The organism is Rhizobium vallis (genome assembly GCF_003985155.1).
Taxonomy (GTDB): domain Bacteria; phylum Pseudomonadota; class Alphaproteobacteria; order Rhizobiales; family Rhizobiaceae; genus Rhizobium; species Rhizobium vallis.
On the sequence record NZ_ML133690.1, the window covers coordinates 121,337 to 137,615 of the forward strand.

The 16,279-nt window shown below is 61.9% G+C and carries 17 protein-coding genes; 9 read left to right on the forward strand and 8 right to left on the reverse strand.

Annotated elements, in window-relative coordinates:
• Positions 1 to 12: 12 nt before the first annotated feature.
• Positions 13 to 690: a YoaK family protein gene (locus EFQ99_RS16115; RefSeq protein ID WP_126922006.1), complete on the reverse strand. Its 678-nt coding sequence runs from the start codon at positions 688 to 690 to the stop codon at positions 13 to 15.
• Positions 691 to 730: 40 nt separating this feature from the next.
• Positions 731 to 931, reverse strand: coding sequence for a hypothetical protein (locus tag EFQ99_RS35505; RefSeq protein ID WP_245441504.1), 201 nt, complete (start codon positions 929 to 931; stop codon positions 731 to 733).
• 335 nt (positions 932 to 1,266) lie between these two features.
• Between EFQ99_RS35505 and EFQ99_RS16130 the strand changes: the two genes are divergently transcribed.
• The 5 genes from EFQ99_RS16130 (at position 1,267) to EFQ99_RS16155 (ending at position 7,478) form a co-directional block, all read left to right on the forward strand.
• Entirely contained in the window at positions 1,267 to 1,743 is a 477-nt protein-coding gene (locus EFQ99_RS16130) for a VOC family protein (protein WP_126922007.1), read from the forward strand.
• 430 nt (positions 1,744 to 2,173) lie between these two features.
• On the forward strand, positions 2,174 to 4,117 hold the full coding sequence (locus EFQ99_RS16140; protein ID WP_126922009.1) for a PrkA family serine protein kinase: 1,944 nt from the start codon (positions 2,174 to 2,176) through the stop codon (positions 4,115 to 4,117).
• A gap of 12 nt (positions 4,118 to 4,129) precedes the next feature.
• A complete protein-coding gene (locus EFQ99_RS16145; RefSeq protein ID WP_126922010.1) occupies positions 4,130 to 5,404 on the forward strand; it encodes a YeaH/YhbH family protein in 1,275 nt (424 codons plus the stop codon).
• Positions 5,401 to 6,951: a SpoVR family protein gene (locus EFQ99_RS16150; RefSeq protein WP_126922011.1), complete on the forward strand. Its 1,551-nt coding sequence runs from the start codon at positions 5,401 to 5,403 to the stop codon at positions 6,949 to 6,951. Before EFQ99_RS16145 ends, EFQ99_RS16150 begins: the two co-directional genes overlap by 4 nt.
• Before the next feature lie 134 nt (positions 6,952 to 7,085).
• Positions 7,086 to 7,478, forward strand: coding sequence for a GFA family protein (locus tag EFQ99_RS16155; RefSeq protein ID WP_126922012.1), 393 nt, complete (start codon positions 7,086 to 7,088; stop codon positions 7,476 to 7,478).
• Between the two features lie 115 nt (positions 7,479 to 7,593).
• On the opposite strand, the gene EFQ99_RS16160 is transcribed toward EFQ99_RS16155, so the two are convergent.
• Entirely contained in the window at positions 7,594 to 8,361 is a 768-nt protein-coding gene (locus EFQ99_RS16160) for an SDR family NAD(P)-dependent oxidoreductase (protein ID WP_126922013.1), read from the reverse strand.
• Positions 8,362 to 8,466: 105 nt separating this feature from the next.
• On the opposite strand from EFQ99_RS16160, the gene EFQ99_RS16165 reads away from it, so the two are divergent.
• On the forward strand, positions 8,467 to 8,970 hold the full coding sequence (locus EFQ99_RS16165; protein ID WP_126922014.1) for a TetR/AcrR family transcriptional regulator: 504 nt from the start codon (positions 8,467 to 8,469) through the stop codon (positions 8,968 to 8,970).
• A gap of 4 nt (positions 8,971 to 8,974) precedes the next feature.
• Here the strand turns inward: EFQ99_RS16165 and EFQ99_RS16170 are convergent, their stop codons facing one another.
• From EFQ99_RS16170 to EFQ99_RS16185, 4 genes are read right to left on the reverse strand one after another with little or no spacing between them, the layout of a single operon-like run.
• Positions 8,975 to 10,186: an MFS transporter gene (locus EFQ99_RS16170; RefSeq protein ID WP_126922015.1), complete on the reverse strand. Its 1,212-nt coding sequence runs from the start codon at positions 10,184 to 10,186 to the stop codon at positions 8,975 to 8,977.
• Complete coding sequence (locus tag EFQ99_RS16175) at positions 10,183 to 11,286, reverse strand: flavin monoamine oxidase family protein (protein ID WP_126922016.1); 1,104 nt, start codon at positions 11,284 to 11,286, stop codon at positions 10,183 to 10,185. Before EFQ99_RS16175 ends, EFQ99_RS16170 begins: the two co-directional genes overlap by 4 nt.
• Position 11,287: 1 nt before the next feature.
• Positions 11,288 to 11,989, reverse strand: a complete 702-nt coding sequence (locus tag EFQ99_RS16180; protein WP_126922017.1) for a cupin domain-containing protein — start codon at positions 11,987 to 11,989, stop codon at positions 11,288 to 11,290.
• Between the two features lie 2 nt (positions 11,990 to 11,991).
• Positions 11,992 to 12,738, reverse strand: a complete 747-nt coding sequence (locus EFQ99_RS16185; RefSeq protein ID WP_126922018.1) for an SDR family oxidoreductase — start codon at positions 12,736 to 12,738, stop codon at positions 11,992 to 11,994.
• 101 nt (positions 12,739 to 12,839) lie between these two features.
• On the opposite strand from EFQ99_RS16185, the gene EFQ99_RS16190 reads away from it, so the two are divergent.
• Positions 12,840 to 13,751: a LysR substrate-binding domain-containing protein gene (locus tag EFQ99_RS16190; RefSeq protein WP_126922299.1), complete on the forward strand. Its 912-nt coding sequence runs from the start codon at positions 12,840 to 12,842 to the stop codon at positions 13,749 to 13,751.
• 20 nt (positions 13,752 to 13,771) lie between these two features.
• Here the strand turns inward: EFQ99_RS16190 and EFQ99_RS16195 are convergent, their stop codons facing one another.
• The gene (locus EFQ99_RS16195) at positions 13,772 to 14,260 is read right to left on the reverse strand and encodes a RidA family protein (RefSeq protein ID WP_126922019.1); all 489 of its coding nucleotides are present in this window, start codon (positions 14,258 to 14,260) and stop codon (positions 13,772 to 13,774) included.
• Positions 14,261 to 14,433: 173 nt separating this feature from the next.
• Between EFQ99_RS16195 and EFQ99_RS16200 the strand changes: the two genes are divergently transcribed.
• Complete coding sequence (locus EFQ99_RS16200; RefSeq protein WP_126922020.1) at positions 14,434 to 15,117, forward strand: TetR/AcrR family transcriptional regulator; 684 nt, start codon at positions 14,434 to 14,436, stop codon at positions 15,115 to 15,117.
• A 121-nt stretch (positions 15,118 to 15,238) separates the two neighbouring features.
• Positions 15,239 to 16,150, forward strand: coding sequence for an adenylate/guanylate cyclase domain-containing protein (locus EFQ99_RS16205; RefSeq protein WP_126922021.1), 912 nt, complete (start codon positions 15,239 to 15,241; stop codon positions 16,148 to 16,150).
• Positions 16,151 to 16,279 lie beyond the last annotated feature (129 nt).

A 16,279-nucleotide genomic window follows, 5' to 3' on the forward strand; every position in this document is an offset into this window, starting at 1 on the left:
GGCATGCTATCCTCAGGCGGTTTGCTCCGGGACGAGCACGAGGCAGAGCGAGCCGAGCGCAAAGAGCGGCGGCAGCGCGAAGCACCAGACGCCAGCGATGGTATAGAGCAGTGCGGCCAGGCCGCAGCCGAGCGCGAACGCGGAGACTGCGATCGTCATGCGGCCGAGGCGTCCGCGCACGGTATTGCCTGTGTCTCCGTCCGTGCCGTTGGCGAGGTCGGCGAGATCGATCATGATTTGTGTCGTCGTGCCGGTCATCAGGGTCGACGGTGGAGCCTGCGGCAGATGGATGCGGTGAGCGGCGTTCTGGATCGCCATGGCGACGACCAGCAGCATACCGGTGAGGACGAGCGGAAAGCCGTCCGGATCGGTGAAGGGCGCCAGAGCGATCGCGCAGGCGCCGCCTGATATCAGAAAGATCAGCTTGATACTGAGCAGGATGCGCAAGGCGCGCTGATCGGACACCTTCAAGCGCCGGCTGATGTATCGGAGCACGAGGATCGTCAGGCAGAAGACCGGCAGCGCCAGCAGCTTGGCGATGATGCCCGACGTTCCATGGGCAAGGGCTGCACCGAGGGTCACGAAATTGCCAGTGACATGGGCAGGGAAGAGACCGCCGAGCGCGAGGAAACCTGATGTATCGACATAGCCGCCGGTCAGGCTCAGCAGGACGGGAAGGGCTGGGCGCATAGTCGTCTCCCTTTTTGCGGGGGCAGGGGGTCGGTTCGGATTATTTTGCCGCGGTGGCGTGGATTTCGGCGATATAGCCGCCGGGGGATTCCACCATCGCGGCCCTTCGATCGCTCGACGGCGCGATATAGACATGGGTCTTGTCATATTGCGCGCCGACCCCGAATTGCGGCGTGACGGCGAGAGCAGGAGAAGCGGCCAGACCGAGAAGAGCAACAAGGGTTAGGGATAGGCGAAGCATACGAGACCTCCTTTGGCGCGGGTGCCCGGCGCACAATCGCGAAAATCGGAATCGATTCTCGGAAAGGATTCTGCGCATTTCGAAGTGCTGGGGCGTCCTTAGCGTGCGTACTTTGTCTTTCCGGCGACCGTCGTCAAGATCGTCGAAACGCCGCACCCGGCGGCTGCATGGGCGACGAGGGCCGCCTTGTTACGCAACAGCATGGTGTCGATTGTCAAAGCGGCGAAAGCAGGACGAAAATTCCAATGGCGAGGGTGTCGGGATCGGGGCAGCGGGAACGTCCTTGGAGTGTCGGACAGCGGTCCGGATAAACCCCATCAGCAAGGAGGCTGTTCATGCCGAAGGTCGTTTCAAATCTCTGGTTTGCAGAGCAAGCCCGCGAAGCCGTCGAATTCTATGTGTCTGTCATCCCCGATTCCCGGATCGGCAGCACCACCATATTGCCGGCGGAAACGCCGAGCGGGCCTCCGGGCAGCGTCGAGCTGGTCGAGTTCACACTCGGCGATCAGGCTTTCCTCGCCATGAAGGCCGGACCGCTCGACAGCTTCAACCATTCCTTCTCGATCGCCGTTCTCCTCGACAGCCAGGCCGAGATTGATCGGATATGGGATGCCTTCCTCGCCAATGGCGGCACGCCCGAGGCCTGCGGCTGGCTGAAAGACCGCTGGGGGCTTTCCTGGCAGATCGTGCCGCGCAAGCTTGGCGAAATGATCGCCAACAGCGACCGCGAGCGGGCCAAGCGCGTGACCGAGGTGATGCTCGGCATGGTCAAGATCGATCTTGCCGCACTGGAGAAGGCATTCAAGGGCTGAGAGGCCGGTGGAGAGAGAATCATAAAATTGGGCGCATGGTCGTCATGCGCCCGCTTCCAGAAGAATATCCCCAATTTCCGTGCGTCGCATGGCCGTTACACATTGTTACCGGCCCGGTCGAAGCGGCCTTACCGGCTGCCGATCGCTGTTTTTTCGAGTTCTCGAATCACGGGCGACATTGCACACCTTTTCGATCTTCTTGTCACGTCGTGAAATGTGCTGATACCGCGATGGTGCCTTTCTCAACTATACTGATCAACAGTTTCGTAGAGTAAATAAAGAACCGGTGGATGCACAATTTCGTGCATTGCTAGAAACGGCCGGTGAGCGTGGAATAACTTGCGAAACTATTGATTCTCAGGAACGCCGTGGCCATCTCGATGGTTATAGGGACACCTGAAGCCTGTGGCATAACCTTGATGGAGGGCCCATGCTGAGCGAATCCGTATTCGATGCGTTCACCCGCAGTTATGAAGCGCGCCGCGAAACCGACATGTCGGTGGCGGAATATCTCGATCTCTGCAAAAAAGAACCGATCGCTTATGCCAACGCGACCGAGCGCTTGCTTGCCGCGATAGGCGAGCCGCAAATGGTCGATACCGCCAAGGACGCGCGCCTCGGGCGGATCTTCATGAACAGGACCATCCGGATCTATCCTGCCTTTGCCGGCTTCCACGGCATGGAAGAGACGATCGAGCGCATCGTTTCCTTCTTCCGCCACGCCGCGCAGGGGCTCGAGGAACGCAAGCAGATCCTCTATCTCCTCGGCCCGGTCGGCGGCGGCAAGTCGTCGCTGGCGGAGCGGCTGAAGCTGTTGATGGAGGTCCATCCGATCTATGTGCTGAAAGCGGGCGACGAAATCAGCCCCGTTTTCGAAAGCCCGCTCAATCTTTTCGACCCGGAAACGATGGGGCAGCTTCTCCAGGAGCAATACGGCATTCCCCTTCGGCGCCTGAGCGGGTTGATGAGCCCGTGGTGCCTGAAGCGGCTCGATGATTTCGGCGGCGATATTTCCCGTTTCCGCGTCGTCAGGATACAGCCGTCGCGGCTGCGCCAGATCGCCATCGCCAAGACCGAGCCCGGAGACGAGAACAATCAGGATATCTCGTCGCTGGTCGGCAAGGTCGATATCCGCAAACTGGAGACCTATTCACAGAACGATCCCGATGCCTACAGCTATTCGGGAGGGCTGAACCGCGCCAACCAGGGCATCCTCGAATTCGTCGAGATGTTCAAGGCGCCGATCAAGATGCTGCATCCGCTGCTGACGTCGACACAGGAAGGAAACTATATCGGCACCGAGAATATCGGCGCCATACCCTTCTCCGGCATCGTCCTTGCGCATTCGAACGAGGCGGAATGGCAGACCTTCAAGGCCAACAAGAACAACGAAGCCTTCATCGACCGTATCTGCGTGATCAAGGTGCCTTATTGCCTGCGCGTGACGGAAGAGCAGAAGATCTACGAAAAGCTGATCGAGGGATCGGAACTGGTGGACGCGCCATGCGCGCCGGCGACGCTCGAAATGCTCGCCCGCTTCTCCGTGCTTTCACGCCTGCGCAAGCACGAGAATTCAACCTTCTTCTCGAAGATGCGCACCTATGACGGCGAGAGCCTGAAGGAAACCGATCCGCGCGCCCGCAGCGTCCAGGAATATCGGGATGCGGCCGGCATCGACGAGGGCATGGACGGCATATCGACGCGCTTCGCCTTCAAGGTGCTCGCCTCCACCTTCAATCACGACACCACCGACATCGGCGCCGATCCGGTTCATCTGATGTATGTGCTGGAGCAGTCGATCCGTCGCGAGCAGTTTTCCGACGACGTCGAGAAGCGCTATCTGGAGTTCATCAAGGCCGATCTTGCGCCACGTTACGCAGAGTTCATTGGAAATGAAATCCAGAAGGCCTATCTTGAATCCTACGCAGACTACGGACAGAATCTGTTCGACCGCTACGTGGATTATGCCGATGCCTGGATCGAAGACGTGGACTTCAAGGATCCCGATACCGGCCAGCTTCTCGACCGCGAGCTCCTCAATCAGGAACTGACGAAGATCGAAAAGCCGGCGGGGATCGCCAATCCGAAGGATTTCCGCAATGAGATCGTCAAGTTCTGCTTGAGATCGCGGGCAGCCAACGGCGGAAAGAATCCGTCATGGACGAGCTACGAGAAAATCCGGGAAGTCATCGAAAAGCGAATGTTCTCGCAGGTCGAGGATCTTTTGCCGGTCATTTCCTTCGGGTCGAAGAAGGATTCCGAAACGGAAAAGAAGCACAGCGAATTCGTCTCGCGCATGGCCGCGCGAGGTTACACCGAGAGGCAGGTTCGACGCCTTGTGGAATGGTACATGCGCGTCAAACAGGCAAGTTAATGCGGAGCCATTATGCACATTGTCGACCGGCGGCTGAATCCGCGCGGTAAAAGTCTGGAAAATCGGCAGCGGTTCCTTCGTCGCATGAAGGGCGCCGTGCAGCAGGCGGTCAAACGTTCTCTGCAAAACCGAAACATTCGAGATGTGCTCGACGGCGGGGAAATCAGCCTGCCGATCGATGGAATGGCCGAACCGAGCCTGAGAAGGGGCGACGGCGGCATTCGCGATCATATCCTGCCCGGAAACAGGGCCTTCGTCGAAGGCGACATTCTTCCGCGCCCGCCGGGGAGCCGGGGCGGAAAACCGAAGGATGCGGGCGAAGGCGATGGCGAGGACGGCTTCCGCTTCGTGCTGACGCGCGAGGAATTCCTCGACGTATTCCTGGACGATCTGGAACTGCCCGACCTTGCCAAGCGGCGCCTGGCCGAAACCGAGGAGGAAACGCCTTTCCGGGCCGGCTATTCCGTCTCCGGGTCGCCGTCCAACATCGCCATCGGCCGCACGACGAGGCTTGCGATGATGAGGCGCGTGGCGCTCGGTCGTCCGCGTCCCGAAGAGATCGAAGCCCTGCAGCGGCAGATCGAGGAATGCGAGGACGAGGAAATCCGCCTGACGCTGGAGGCAAAACTCAAGTCGCTCGAGGCAAAAAGCCGGCGCATTCCCTATATCGATCCGCTCGACATCAGGTATCGCCGCTTCGAAAACGAGCCGAAGCCCGTGGCAAAGGCCGTGATGTTCTGCCTCATGGACGTCTCGGGCTCCATGTCGGAACACATGAAGGACCTCGCGAAGCGGTTCTACCTGTTGCTCTACCTGTTCCTGTCCAGGCGTTACAAGAAGGTGGAGATCGTCTTCATCCGCCATACCGACAGGGCCGAGGAGGTCGACGAGGAAACCTTCTTCTACGGCCCGGCGACGGGCGGCACGCTGGTATCGAGCGCCCTTGCAGCGATGCGGGCGATCATCGCGGCGCGTTTCGATCCGGCGGAGTGGAACATCTACGGCGCCCAGGCCTCGGACGGCGACAACGCCCATTCGGACGGAAACCTGACCGGCCATCTCCTGCAGGAGATTTTGCCGCTCTGCCAGTATTTCGCCTATATCGAGGTCGGCGAAGAGGGCGGCGACTCCTCAATATCCCGGTCGCCCCTGTGGATGCTCTATGAGGGGATCCGCTCGGAACTGCAGCCGCTTTCGATGCGCAAGGTCTGCCGGCGAAGCGAGATATTCCCGGTCTTCCACGATCTCTTCCAGAAACGTGACGCACAGTCGAGGGCGACGCCATGACAGCCACGCTGAGGCCGAAAGAGCTGCTACTGTTCAAGGGTGCCGACTGGGACTTTTCAACGCTGCAGCGCATCCACGACGCCTGCGAGGAGATTGCGCTTAACGAACTTGGCCTCGACGTCTATCCGAACCAGATCGAGGTCATCACGTCGGAGCAGATGCTGGATGCCTATTCCTCGACCGGCATGCCGCTCTTCTACCGTCACTGGTCCTTCGGCAAGCACTTCGCCCATCACGAAGCCTTCTACCGCCGCGGCATGCGCGACCTTGCCTACGAGATCGTCATCAACAGCTCGCCCTGCATCTCCTACCTCATGGAGGAGAACACGGCGACGATGCAGACGCTGGTCATCGCGCACGCTGCCTTCGGCCACAACCACTTCTTCAAGAACAACTATCTCTTCAAGCTCTGGACCGATGCGGAGGGCATCCTCGATTACCTCGATTTCGCCAAGGGTTATATCTCCCGCTGCGAGGAACGTTATGGCGAGGTGGCCGTCGAGCGCACGCTCGACGCGGCGCATGCGCTGATGTCGCACGGCGTGCATCGCTATGCCGGCAAGAACACGCTCGATCTCCGCCAGGAGGAGAAGCGGCTACAGGAACGCCGCGCCCACGAGGAGCAGATGTTCAACGACCTGTGGCGCACGGTTCCCGTCGGCAAGGCCAAGAAGGCTGGTGACATCGGGCTTGAAAAGCGCCGCGCCGCCCTTGGCCTCCCACAGGACAACATCCTTTATTTTCTCGAGAAATCCGCGCCGCGGCTGCAGCCTTGGCAGCGCGAAATCCTTCGCATCGTCCGCCATGTCGCACAATATTTCCATCCCCAGCGGCAGACCAAGGTGATGAACGAGGGAACCGCTACCTTCGTCCACTACCAGATCATGAACCGGCTGCACGAACGCGGGCAGATCAGCGACGGCAATTTCCTCGAATTCCTGAAGTCGCATGCCAATGTCGTGTTCCAGCCGAATTACGACGACCGCCGGTTCTCGGGCTTCAATCCGTATGCGCTCGGTTTTGCGATGATGCAGGATATCGAGAGGATCGTGACCGCGCCGACGGAAGAGGACCGCGCGTGGTTTCCCGACATTGCAGGACGCGGCGATGCGATGGGCGTCCTGCGCGACATCTGGGCCAATTACCGGGACGAGAGTTTCATCAGCCAGTTCCTGAGCCCCAACCTGATCCGGCAGCTCAGGCTGTTCCATCTCTACGACGATCCGGAACAGACCGAGGGTGTGCTGGTTTCGGCGATCCACAACGAGCGCGGCTATCTCCGCATCCGCCGCCAGCTCTCACGCGAATACGATATCGGCTGGACGGATCCGGCAATCGATATCGTCGACGTCGACCTCGCCGGCGACCGCCGCCTGCTCCTGCAGCACATCGTCGTGAACGACTGCTATCTCCAGGAAGCCGACATGAAGCACGTGCTGCAGCATCTCGCCGATCTCTGGGGTTACGACGTATTGCTTCAGGAAATCGACGATTCCAACGTCGTGGCCCGGGAGCACACGGCGAGCCCGCGCAAGAACGTTCAGTGATCAGCTGAAATTTTCGCTGAGACGCCTCGGGTGAATTGTGATAGCCGCCGGCTGGTGGTCATATCGCGATGGCGATCACGTGCAGTGACGGGACCGTAGACATTCCGCGCCCCTGATTTTGGAGGAGACGCAGCATGGACCGTTTCACGGGAGGCTGCCTGTGCGGCGATGTCCGGATCGTGGCATCGGGACGCCCATACCGGGTCGGACTTTGTCACTGTCTCGACTGCCGCAAACATCACGGGGCGCTTTTTCACGCTTCCGCGATATTTCCCCAGGATGCAGTGACGATCGACGGCGAGACGCGCGACTATGGCGGGCGTTTCTTCTGTCCCCGCTGCGGCTCGTCGGTTTTCTCGCGCACCGCGGATGAAATCGAAGTGAATCTGGGATCCCTTGATGCGCCCGACCAACTAATGCCGACCTACGAACTCTGGACGGTTCGCCGCGAGTCCTGGCTGCCGCCATTTCTGCTTGCGAGGCGATACGATCGGGATCGTGAGGCCGCAGGCCGTTTTGAGGAATAGGCAGGACGAGGGGAGGTGCAGAACAAGATGCCCCGCGCCTGCCCTGCGGCCAATTTACCTGGCCGGCAAGGATTCGACCGCATTCCAATCCTGCATCTTGGTCATGCCGTCATCCTCATTGGCGGCCGGCGGTTACGCCGCCGTCGACGGGAAGGATCGTGCCGGTGATCCACGAAGCCTGCTCGGAGGCGAGAAACAGGATCGCTTCCGCGACGTCGCGCGGCTGACCGTAGCGGCCGAGGGGATGGAAGGCGTTGAAAGTGGGAAGGACCTCCTTGACCTGAGTGTCGGACAGGAAGGTGTTGTAGACCGGAGTTTCGACGACGGCCGGCGCAACGGCATTGATGCGGATATTGTAGGGCGCAAGCTCGATGGCGAGGTTGCGGACCATGGCGTGGACGCCGGCATTGGCGGCCGAATAGGCCGCCGACGGGGTCGCGCCGATCGCCTGGATCGCCCACATGGACCCCGTCTGGACGATTGCGCCGCCCCTGTCCTTCATCGCCTTCGCCGCCGCCTGGGCGGTGAAGAACTTGCCCTTGAGGATCGTGTCCAGATACCAATCGTAATCGGCTTCCGTGAGCTCGGTGAACGGCTTCGGATTGAAGACACCAGCATTGTTGACGAGGACATCGAGCTTTCCAAAACGGGAAATGGCGAGGTCAACAAGCGCGGCTCCGGTTTCCGGCTTGGCGATGTCGCCTGCGGAAACGGCGACATTCTTGCCGCTCGGGTCGATTTCCCTTGCCGCGGCTTCGAGCTTTTCGAGATTCCGTCCGTTGATGACGACCTTCGCGCCCTCCGCAACGAAGCGCGCCGCCGCTTCCTTGCCGATGCCGGAACCACCGCCGGTGATGGCGACTACCTTACCTTCAAATCGCATGTTCGTCTCCTTTTGTCTATCTATCGATAGATAGATGACGAATGCATAGCGATTGCTTTCCGGGTACGCAAGCCCTATCTATCGCTAGATAGAGAAAGGGCAGGGATGAGTGACACTGCAAATGCAATTCTGGACGCGGCTGAGGAGAGGATCCGCGAGGCCGGTTACAGCGGCTTCAGCTTCCGCGAGGTCGCGGCCGATATCGGCGTGAAGAGCTCCAGCGTCCATTACCATTTTCCGACCAAGGAAAAGCTGGCGGCCGCCGTTGCCCGTCGTTACACGGATCGCTTCCTGGAAGCCGTGGACAACGAACTGGCTGGGGGCGGTGACATCGTCCGGGCTTGGCGGGAGGTTTTCCGCAAGGCTTTTCACCGCGACGGCAGGATGTGTCTCTGTGGCGCGCTGGCGGCGACGTCACACGATCTGGCGGAGGAAGTTAGAATCGAAGTGAAAAGGTTCTTCCTGCTCGGTATCGAGAGACTAACGGCCGGCGGCCTCGACAAAGACGCGGCGGTGCACGTTCTCGCTACCCTGGAAGGTGCGATGCTGACGGCGAACATCCTCGACGACCGGTCCATGTTCGACAGCGGCAGCGCAGCCCTCGCATGATCCGTCACGGTGCGTACGCCGGCCGGGCCGCGCGCCAGACCAGGGGAACCAGAACCAGGGCGACCGCCGGAAGCACGATCCAGTTGATCGTTTCCCAGCCGGAGCTGTGCAGCAGCGATCCCGATGAGAAGGAGGCGCAGGCGACCGTTCCGAAGACGAGGAAATCGTTCGCGCCCTGAACCTTGCCACGCTCGGCCGGCGTATGGCAGTCGGCCACCATGGCGGTCGCGCCGATGAAGCCGAAGTTCCAGCCGATGCCGAGCAGCACCAGCGAGATCCAGAAATGGGCGATGTCGAAGCCGGCAAGCGCAACCGCTGCCGAGCCGCCGATCAGCAGCAGGCCGATAGCGGCCACTCGTTCCTTGCCGAAACGCACCATGAGCCGCCCGGTCACGAAGCTCGGCCCGTACATGGCAAGGATATGCCATTGGATGCCCAGAGCCGCCTGGTCGATCGAATGTCCGTGTCCCACCATGGCGATCGGCGAGGCGGTCATCACGAAGGTCATCAGGCCGTAGGATACGACGCCCGTGGCGATCGCCAGCAGATAGCGCGGCGAGGTCAGTATCTCGAAAAGCGGCCGCTCCGCGGCGCCTTCCCGACCCACGGCTCTCGGCGGCGAAGATCTGCGAAGCAGAAAGAGGATCGGGAAGGCCAGCGCGGCGAGGACCGCCTGGCTCACGAAGCTCCCCGCGAAGGGCGTCCCGGGAAGCGCATCGCGCGTCCAGATGACGAGCTGCGGCCCGATGATCGCCGCCGCGAGGCCGCCGATCATGACACGGGCGATCGCCCTCTGGCTCTCGGCGCCGCTCGCATTGTCGGTCGCGGCGAAACGGTAGCTCTGGACGTAGGACGAGTAAAAACCGGCAAGGCAGGTGCCGAGACAGAAGACGATGAAACTGCCGAGAACGATGCCGATGGCGGCGATCAGGCCGGAGACCATGCCGATGACCGTGCCGAGCAGATAGCCCGCCCGCCGCCCGAAGCGGCGCATCACATATGCCGCCGGCAGAGTTCCGAGCGCGAGCCCGAGGTTGAGCAGGCTGACCGGCAGGGTGATGAGATCGGGATCGGGCGAGAGCTGCTGCCCGACCAGGCCACCGAGCGACACGACGACGGGCGCGTTCGCGCCGCCGAAGGCCTGCGCGACAGTCAGAATCCATGAATTGTGTTTTGCGGTTTCTGGGGCGGGCGAAACTTGCGGAATGACGTTCATTCTCTATCCATTCTGGACCGGATCTCGGCGACTGCCCGCTTGGCGGCGATGACGGCGCCGGCGAGGTATCCCGGTTCGGAATCACTGGTTTCGCTTCCGGCCAGCAAAAGGCGGGCTTCCCACGGCCCGGATACCCAGCGCGAACTTCCCGGCATGGGATGTCCGCCGCCCGCACGGTCCGCTGCGGTCGATGTCAGCGAATCGGCGGCCCAATCTTTCAGCAGGGTCGCGCGCGGCTCAAGCGCCTCGTAGCCGAAAAGCCTCGCAAGCTGTGCGAGGCTTGCCTGCTTCAGGACCTCCTCGCCAAGTGCGGCGCGCTGATCCGCGCCGACGCCGAGGAAGCCGAAGAGGGCTGGCTTGCCGGAGGCTGTCGTCGCGTCGTGGATTTCGACCAGCGGCCCCACCATGCTCTGCGCTGTGCCGGAAAGCCCGTCCGTGCGCCAGAAGGGTTTGTCGTAGATGGCGAAGAACTTCGCATGCGGCGCCATCCATGTCGGCGTGTCGCGCCAGCGGGCGGCCGTTGCCGGATCCTGCAAGGGCGTAAATGTGACCGTCGCCTCCAGCAGCCGCGGCGGTAAAGCCGCGACGACGAGCCCCGCCTGCAGGACCTCCGCGCTGCCGCCGCCCGTCTCGACGGTGAGCTTGACGCCGTCTTCGGCGAGGTCCATCGTCGTCACCTTCGCGCCGAGACGGATGCGTTCGGCCGGGAGCCTGCCTGCGAGCGCGCGCACTGCCGCCGCCGTGCCACCCCTAAGCCGCATCGACTGCTGATCCAGCGCCTCCGGCAGATAGCGCTGGGGCTTCTCGCGCGACATGCGTTCGAAGACGACGGCTCCCTCGCTGTTCTGGCCGAAGGAGCCAAGCCCGAATTCGCTAACGAGCGTCGCCATAACAGGCTGTATCAGCGGCCAGTACCATGAAGGACCGAGATCGAAGCCGTCCTCTGCCGGCATGCCGGTTTCGTCGGCCGTCAGGATGCGGCCGCCAAGCCGCTCGCGCGCTTCCACAAGAATGACGTCGATACCGGAAGCATGAAGCGCCTGGGCCGTGTACAGGCCGGCGAGACCGCCGCCGACGACGGCTACTTTGCAAGTCTCCATGTCACTTCTCCCCAGGGCGTTCGGGATTGTCGAAGAGGCAGACGTCCTCATGCAGGAGCGGTGCGGATTTGTACCAGACGCGCGCGCCTTGTCCTCCTGTCTTTGCCAGAAGCGGCTGTCCGGCGGGCAGGCGAAGCCAGCTCCAGCGGCCGAGCGTATCGCCCGTCTCGGTGAAGCCGCCTTCGATCACCAGCAGCTCGAGTCCTTTCGGATTGGCGATCTCGACCTCGGCATCCGGATGCCAGTCCTCCAGCATCACGCGCTCGTCCGAGCCATCGAAGAGTATCCTCGACGAGGCGACGCCGGCGCGCGCTTGGGATGGCCGGCCTTCGCCTGGTAGTCGGACGATGCGCTCGCGGTCGGCGGCCTTGAACTGCCAGAGCTTGACCAGGATCGTGCATCCGCCCTCGCTCTGCGGCGCATGTCCGCTTCCGGGCGGGTTGCGAACATAGGTGTCGGCGGGAAAGTCGCCGCTCTCGTCCTGGAAGACGCCGTCGAGGACGAGAAACTCCTCTCCGCCGGGATGTTCATGATGCGAGAACCTGCTTTGCGGGGCATAGCGGACGATGGATGTCGCCCGGGCCTTCTCTGCGCCGATCCGGAAAAGCATGCGCCGGTCCACGCCCTTTATCGGGCTCGGCACCCAGTCGAGCTCTGCGGCGTGGACGAGCGTGCGGCTGGAAAGGTCTTCGTTCAACAGCATGGTCAAAGCTCCGATCTGCCGCCGTCAACGACAATCTCCGCTCCGAGCATGTAGCTCGAAGCGTCGCTTGCCAGGAAGAGCACGGCGGACGCGATCTCCTCCGGCCTGCCCATGCGGCCGAGCGGTACTTGCGCGCCGACCCGATCCGCATAGCTGCGGAATTCTTCCTCGCTCTGATCCCGGCCGCGGTGGATCGGCGTCTCGATCGAACCGGGACTGACGGCATTGACCCTGATCTTCCTGTCGAGCAGTTCCGCCGACATGGTTCTGGCAAAGGAGCGGACCGCCGACTTCGAGGCGGACAGGATCGCCCGGCCGGGTGTTCCAACCTGGTTGAGCCAGGAGGTGTTGAGGACGATCGAGCTGCCCTCGCGCATCAGCGGCAGCATCGACTGCACGGTGAAGAAGACGCCCTTCACGTTCACATCCATGATCCTGTGATAGGTGGCGTCATCCGTCGTTGCAATCGGCGTGCCGAGGGCAACGCCCGCATTTGCGAACAGGATATCCAGCGATCCGAATGCCTCCTTTATCTTGGCGCTCGCCAGGCTCAGCTCTTCGAGCGAAGAGACATCGGCCTGGATGGGAAGGACGTCGCTGCCAAGCTCGGCGACTGCAAGGGCGAGTCTTTCTTCGGATCGTCCGGTGATCGCGACGCGGGCGCCGTTATCGCGCAGTACGCGTGCGGCGGCGAGGCCGATGCCGCTCGAGCCGCCCGTGACCAATGCTGTCTTTCCCTGCAGAACCATGCGTCAAATCCTCTTGTTTGCCTACATGCTAGCGCGAGGATTTGCGTTCGCGAGGAAAAGACGCCATATCGCATAGAAAGAAAAACTTTGTCGTGGTCGATATGAGAAACCTCACCAGATTGCGTTCACTTCAGGCGCTGGAGGCGTCTGCGCGGCACGGCAGCTTCGTCGGGGCGGCCACCGAACTCGACGTCACGCCGCCCGCCGTCGGTCAGTTGGTCCGCTCGCTGGAGGATTGGGTCGGATATCCATTGTTCAGGAGAAGCCGCTCCGGCGCCGAGCGCCTGGCGCCTGTCGACGAGGCACGGGAGGCTCTCGATGACATCGCCCAGGGGCTCGATCTTCTGGAGTCCGGCCTTCGCAAGCTGCGCGGCCGCAAGGCCCGTTCGGTCGTGGTGGTGACGGCATCGCAGGCGCTCGTTGCCAACTGGCTTTTGTCTCGGCTCGATGACTTTTCGTCAGCCTATCCCGGCATCGATGTGCGGCTCGACGTTTCGGATCGGGTCATCGATCTCGCCCAGGGGGAGGCGGATATCGGCATCCGATGCGGTCTGGGCTCCTGGAAGGGCGTGCGGTCCACCTTCCTGATGGGCGAGGAGATCATCGCCGTCTGCCATAACAGGCTCGTGCCCACCGATCGCGATCTCACCGCAGGATGGATCGCGGAGCAGACGCTGATTCACGATGGAACGCCCCATCCAGGCGGGGAGTTTCCGAGCTGGGGCGAATGGCTCGCCCGATCCGGCGCCAACCACGCGCCCGCCGACGGCGGCTTGAAGATCAATTCGACCGCCGCCGTCATCCACGCGGCGGTCGCGGCAAGAGGGGTAGCCCTCGTGCGGAAAGCGCTCGTGGCGCAGGAACTGGAGAGCGGCCGACTGGTGCATCTGCTGCCGGAGGTTCGATGGCCCGTCAAATGGGCCTATTACATTGTGGCTGCCCCCAAGGCGTTGCGGCGGCATGAAGTTGCCGCGTTTCACGACTGGCTGGCGGGATGCTCCTTGCCGCGATGATCGCCGCGGGTACTGGCACGTTAATCCAGCATGACGACGGCCTCGACTTCGAAGAGCATCGGGTCGATCGCAAGCTTCGGGACGGGGATCAGCGTCTGCGCCGGCAGCGACCCGCCGAACATTTCCTTGACGTTTCTGGTCAACACTTCGAGCTTGGACATGTCATGATCGACCACGAAGACCGTGAGCTTGGCGACCTGATCCGGTCTTGCGCCGAGCGCATCGAGAGCCGTGTGTAAGTTTGCATAGGCCTGTTTCACCTGGACGGCGAAGTCGGGTGACAAGGCGCCGGTGCTGTCCTGGCCGCCCTGTCCGGAGATATAGGCCAGGCGGCCTTCGCGGGGCACGATCACGGCCGTGCTGTAGCCATTCGGCGTCGGGTCGTAGAGGTTTTGCGGATTGACGATGGTCAGCTTGAGATCATTCTCGCTCGCCGTCGCCGCAGTAAAAACTCCGATGGTCATGATGATTATCCCTCCGATAAGCAGATGCTTGATTGCGCGTGACATGGTTTTCTCTTGGGGTCTGAGGACCGCGGGCAAGATGCCCGCGGCTGCAGGATTGAGTTCACTCGTACGATGTACGACTAAATTGCATCGTACATCGTACGAGTCAACTGTTCGGGATCGACATTCCCGGTGTTGTCGGCGTAAATCGGTAGAGTGATCGGCAGGGAAGACGGATGGCGGCCAAACGCAGCGGCGCTCAGAGCAAGCGCTCTCAACGGACACGGTCCGCGCAGGAGCTGCGCAACGAACCGGCGCTCTCGCTGGAACGGATCGTGGCGACCGCGGTAGAACTGCTGGACGCCGAGGGCGTCGACGGATTGACGATGCGCCGGCTCGCCGATCGCCTCGGATCGGGCGCGATGAGCCTCTATTGGCATGTCGACAACAAGGAGAAAGTCTTCGATCTGGCGCTCGACTCGGTGCTCGAATATCGCGAGCCGGCTGAAATGGCGCAGTCTCAAGACTGGCGCGGCGAAGTCGTTCATATGCTTGAGGACTGGCGCGCCGGCATGCTGCGCCATCCTTGGTCGGCATCGTTGCTGCCGCGCCGGGCGCTCGGCCCGAACATCCTCCGGCGCCTGGAATTGCTGAGCAAGACCTTGTCCGGAGCCGGGGTTGCCGATGCGGATCTGAACGTCGCGATATGGTCGCTGTGGAACTATGTGTTGGGCGCGACCGTCACCCGGGCGAGCTTCGACCTTTCCGACGACGACATGGCCGCCGCGCAGCAGCGCCTTACGCGGCTTAGCGAACACTACCCGACAATCGAACGCTCTCGTCTGCTGCTCGACAATGATTGGGACGGCGCTTTCCGGAAAGGCCTCGACTTCCTGCTCGATGGTCTCGCTCCGAAATAACAATTATCGGTGGCAACGAAGACAAAGGCTTAGTAACGTAACACCGCTGCAATCGCCTATCTCGACCCCATTCAACCAGCTTCAGCCTTGCAGCGATCTCTAGGCGCGGAGACGAGAGACCATGGATGAAACGCGGCGCAAGCTGACGACGATCTTCTGTGCTGACGTGCAGGACTATACGCGGCTGATGGGGGCCGACGAGGAGGGGACACTCGCGACGCTGAAGCGTTGCCGGGAGGCGATGGGACGCCTGATCGAAAGCCATGGCGGCCGCGTCGTCAACACCTGGGGCGACGGGCTGATCGCCGATTTCCCGAGCGTGGTCGAAGCGGTGCGCGCGGCCGTCGATACGCAGAACGAACTTGCCGGCTTCAATGCCCGCCGCCCGAGCGATGGACGCATGCTTTTCCGCATCGGCATCAATCTCGGCGACGTGATCGTCGAGGGCGAAGACATCTACGGCGACGGCGTCAATATCGCCGCGCGGTTGCAGGGCTCGGCCGCGCCCGGCGGCATCGTCATATCGAGCACCGTCTATGATCAGGTCCGCAACAAGGTGGCTGTTGGTTTCGAGTTTCTCGGGCCACTGATGGTGAAGAATGTCGAAGAGGGCGTGCCGAGCTATGCGGTGAGAATTGGCGAGGGAAGCGACGAGGCTCCGCCCTCCGAACGGCCAGCCTTCGCGCGACCGCCGCAGCCGGCGGCCTTCATGACCGAACCGCGACCGGCGCCGCAGAGGCGAAGGTCGTTCGCCGTGCTCGGGGTTGTTGCCGCCGTGCTCGTCGGCATCAATCTCCTGACGTGGGACGGCGTTTTCTGGGCGCGCTTTCCGTTGCTTGTCTTCGCCGTCCTTGCAGCGCTTGTCTGGAATCGCGACCAGACGCGTTTCAACCGCCGGATAGCCACGCTCGCGATCCTGTCGCTCGGCATTATCGGCATCAACGTCCTCACCTGGAGCGGAACGTTCTGGGCGGTATGGCCGATACTGGGGTTTGCCGCCGTGATCGGCCTGCGGTGGTCGATGCGCCGATAGATTTGCGCCCTCATTTTTAAGGGGTACCGCGCGAATATTCGCCGATAAGCCGGCAGCGCCGAAGACGTTTGCGAACTTCGTTCAAGCAAAAGTGAGCGGCCGGGTTTATTTCCATTCTTCGCTGATATT

Excerpts from the sequence above, each read along its gene's own strand:
- EFQ99_RS16115 (WP_126922006.1), bottom strand. The coding sequence starts at position 690 with ATGCGCCCAGCCCTTCCCGTCCTGCTGAGCCTGACCGGCGGCTATGTC.
- EFQ99_RS35505 (WP_245441504.1), bottom strand. The coding sequence starts at position 931 with ATGCTTCGCCTATCCCTAACCCTTGTTGCTCTTCTCGGTCTGGCCGCT.
- EFQ99_RS16130 (WP_126922007.1), top strand. The coding sequence starts at position 1,267 with ATGCCGAAGGTCGTTTCAAATCTCTGGTTTGCAGAGCAAGCCCGCGAA.
- EFQ99_RS16140 (WP_126922009.1), top strand. The coding sequence starts at position 2,174 with ATGCTGAGCGAATCCGTATTCGATGCGTTCACCCGCAGTTATGAAGCG.
- EFQ99_RS16145 (WP_126922010.1), top strand. The coding sequence starts at position 4,130 with ATGCACATTGTCGACCGGCGGCTGAATCCGCGCGGTAAAAGTCTGGAA.
- EFQ99_RS16150 (WP_126922011.1), top strand. The coding sequence starts at position 5,401 with ATGACAGCCACGCTGAGGCCGAAAGAGCTGCTACTGTTCAAGGGTGCC.
- EFQ99_RS16155 (WP_126922012.1), top strand. The coding sequence starts at position 7,086 with ATGGACCGTTTCACGGGAGGCTGCCTGTGCGGCGATGTCCGGATCGTG.
- EFQ99_RS16160 (WP_126922013.1), bottom strand. The coding sequence starts at position 8,361 with ATGCGATTTGAAGGTAAGGTAGTCGCCATCACCGGCGGTGGTTCCGGC.
- EFQ99_RS16165 (WP_126922014.1), top strand. The coding sequence starts at position 8,467 with ATGAGTGACACTGCAAATGCAATTCTGGACGCGGCTGAGGAGAGGATC.
- EFQ99_RS16170 (WP_126922015.1), bottom strand. The coding sequence starts at position 10,186 with ATGAACGTCATTCCGCAAGTTTCGCCCGCCCCAGAAACCGCAAAACAC.
- EFQ99_RS16175 (WP_126922016.1), bottom strand. The coding sequence starts at position 11,286 with ATGGAGACTTGCAAAGTAGCCGTCGTCGGCGGCGGTCTCGCCGGCCTG.
- EFQ99_RS16180 (WP_126922017.1), bottom strand. The coding sequence starts at position 11,989 with ATGCTGTTGAACGAAGACCTTTCCAGCCGCACGCTCGTCCACGCCGCA.
- EFQ99_RS16185 (WP_126922018.1), bottom strand. The coding sequence starts at position 12,738 with ATGGTTCTGCAGGGAAAGACAGCATTGGTCACGGGCGGCTCGAGCGGC.
- EFQ99_RS16190 (WP_126922299.1), top strand. The coding sequence starts at position 12,840 with ATGAGAAACCTCACCAGATTGCGTTCACTTCAGGCGCTGGAGGCGTCT.
- EFQ99_RS16195 (WP_126922019.1), bottom strand. The coding sequence starts at position 14,260 with ATGTCACGCGCAATCAAGCATCTGCTTATCGGAGGGATAATCATCATG.
- EFQ99_RS16200 (WP_126922020.1), top strand. The coding sequence starts at position 14,434 with ATGGCGGCCAAACGCAGCGGCGCTCAGAGCAAGCGCTCTCAACGGACA.
- EFQ99_RS16205 (WP_126922021.1), top strand. The coding sequence starts at position 15,239 with ATGGATGAAACGCGGCGCAAGCTGACGACGATCTTCTGTGCTGACGTG.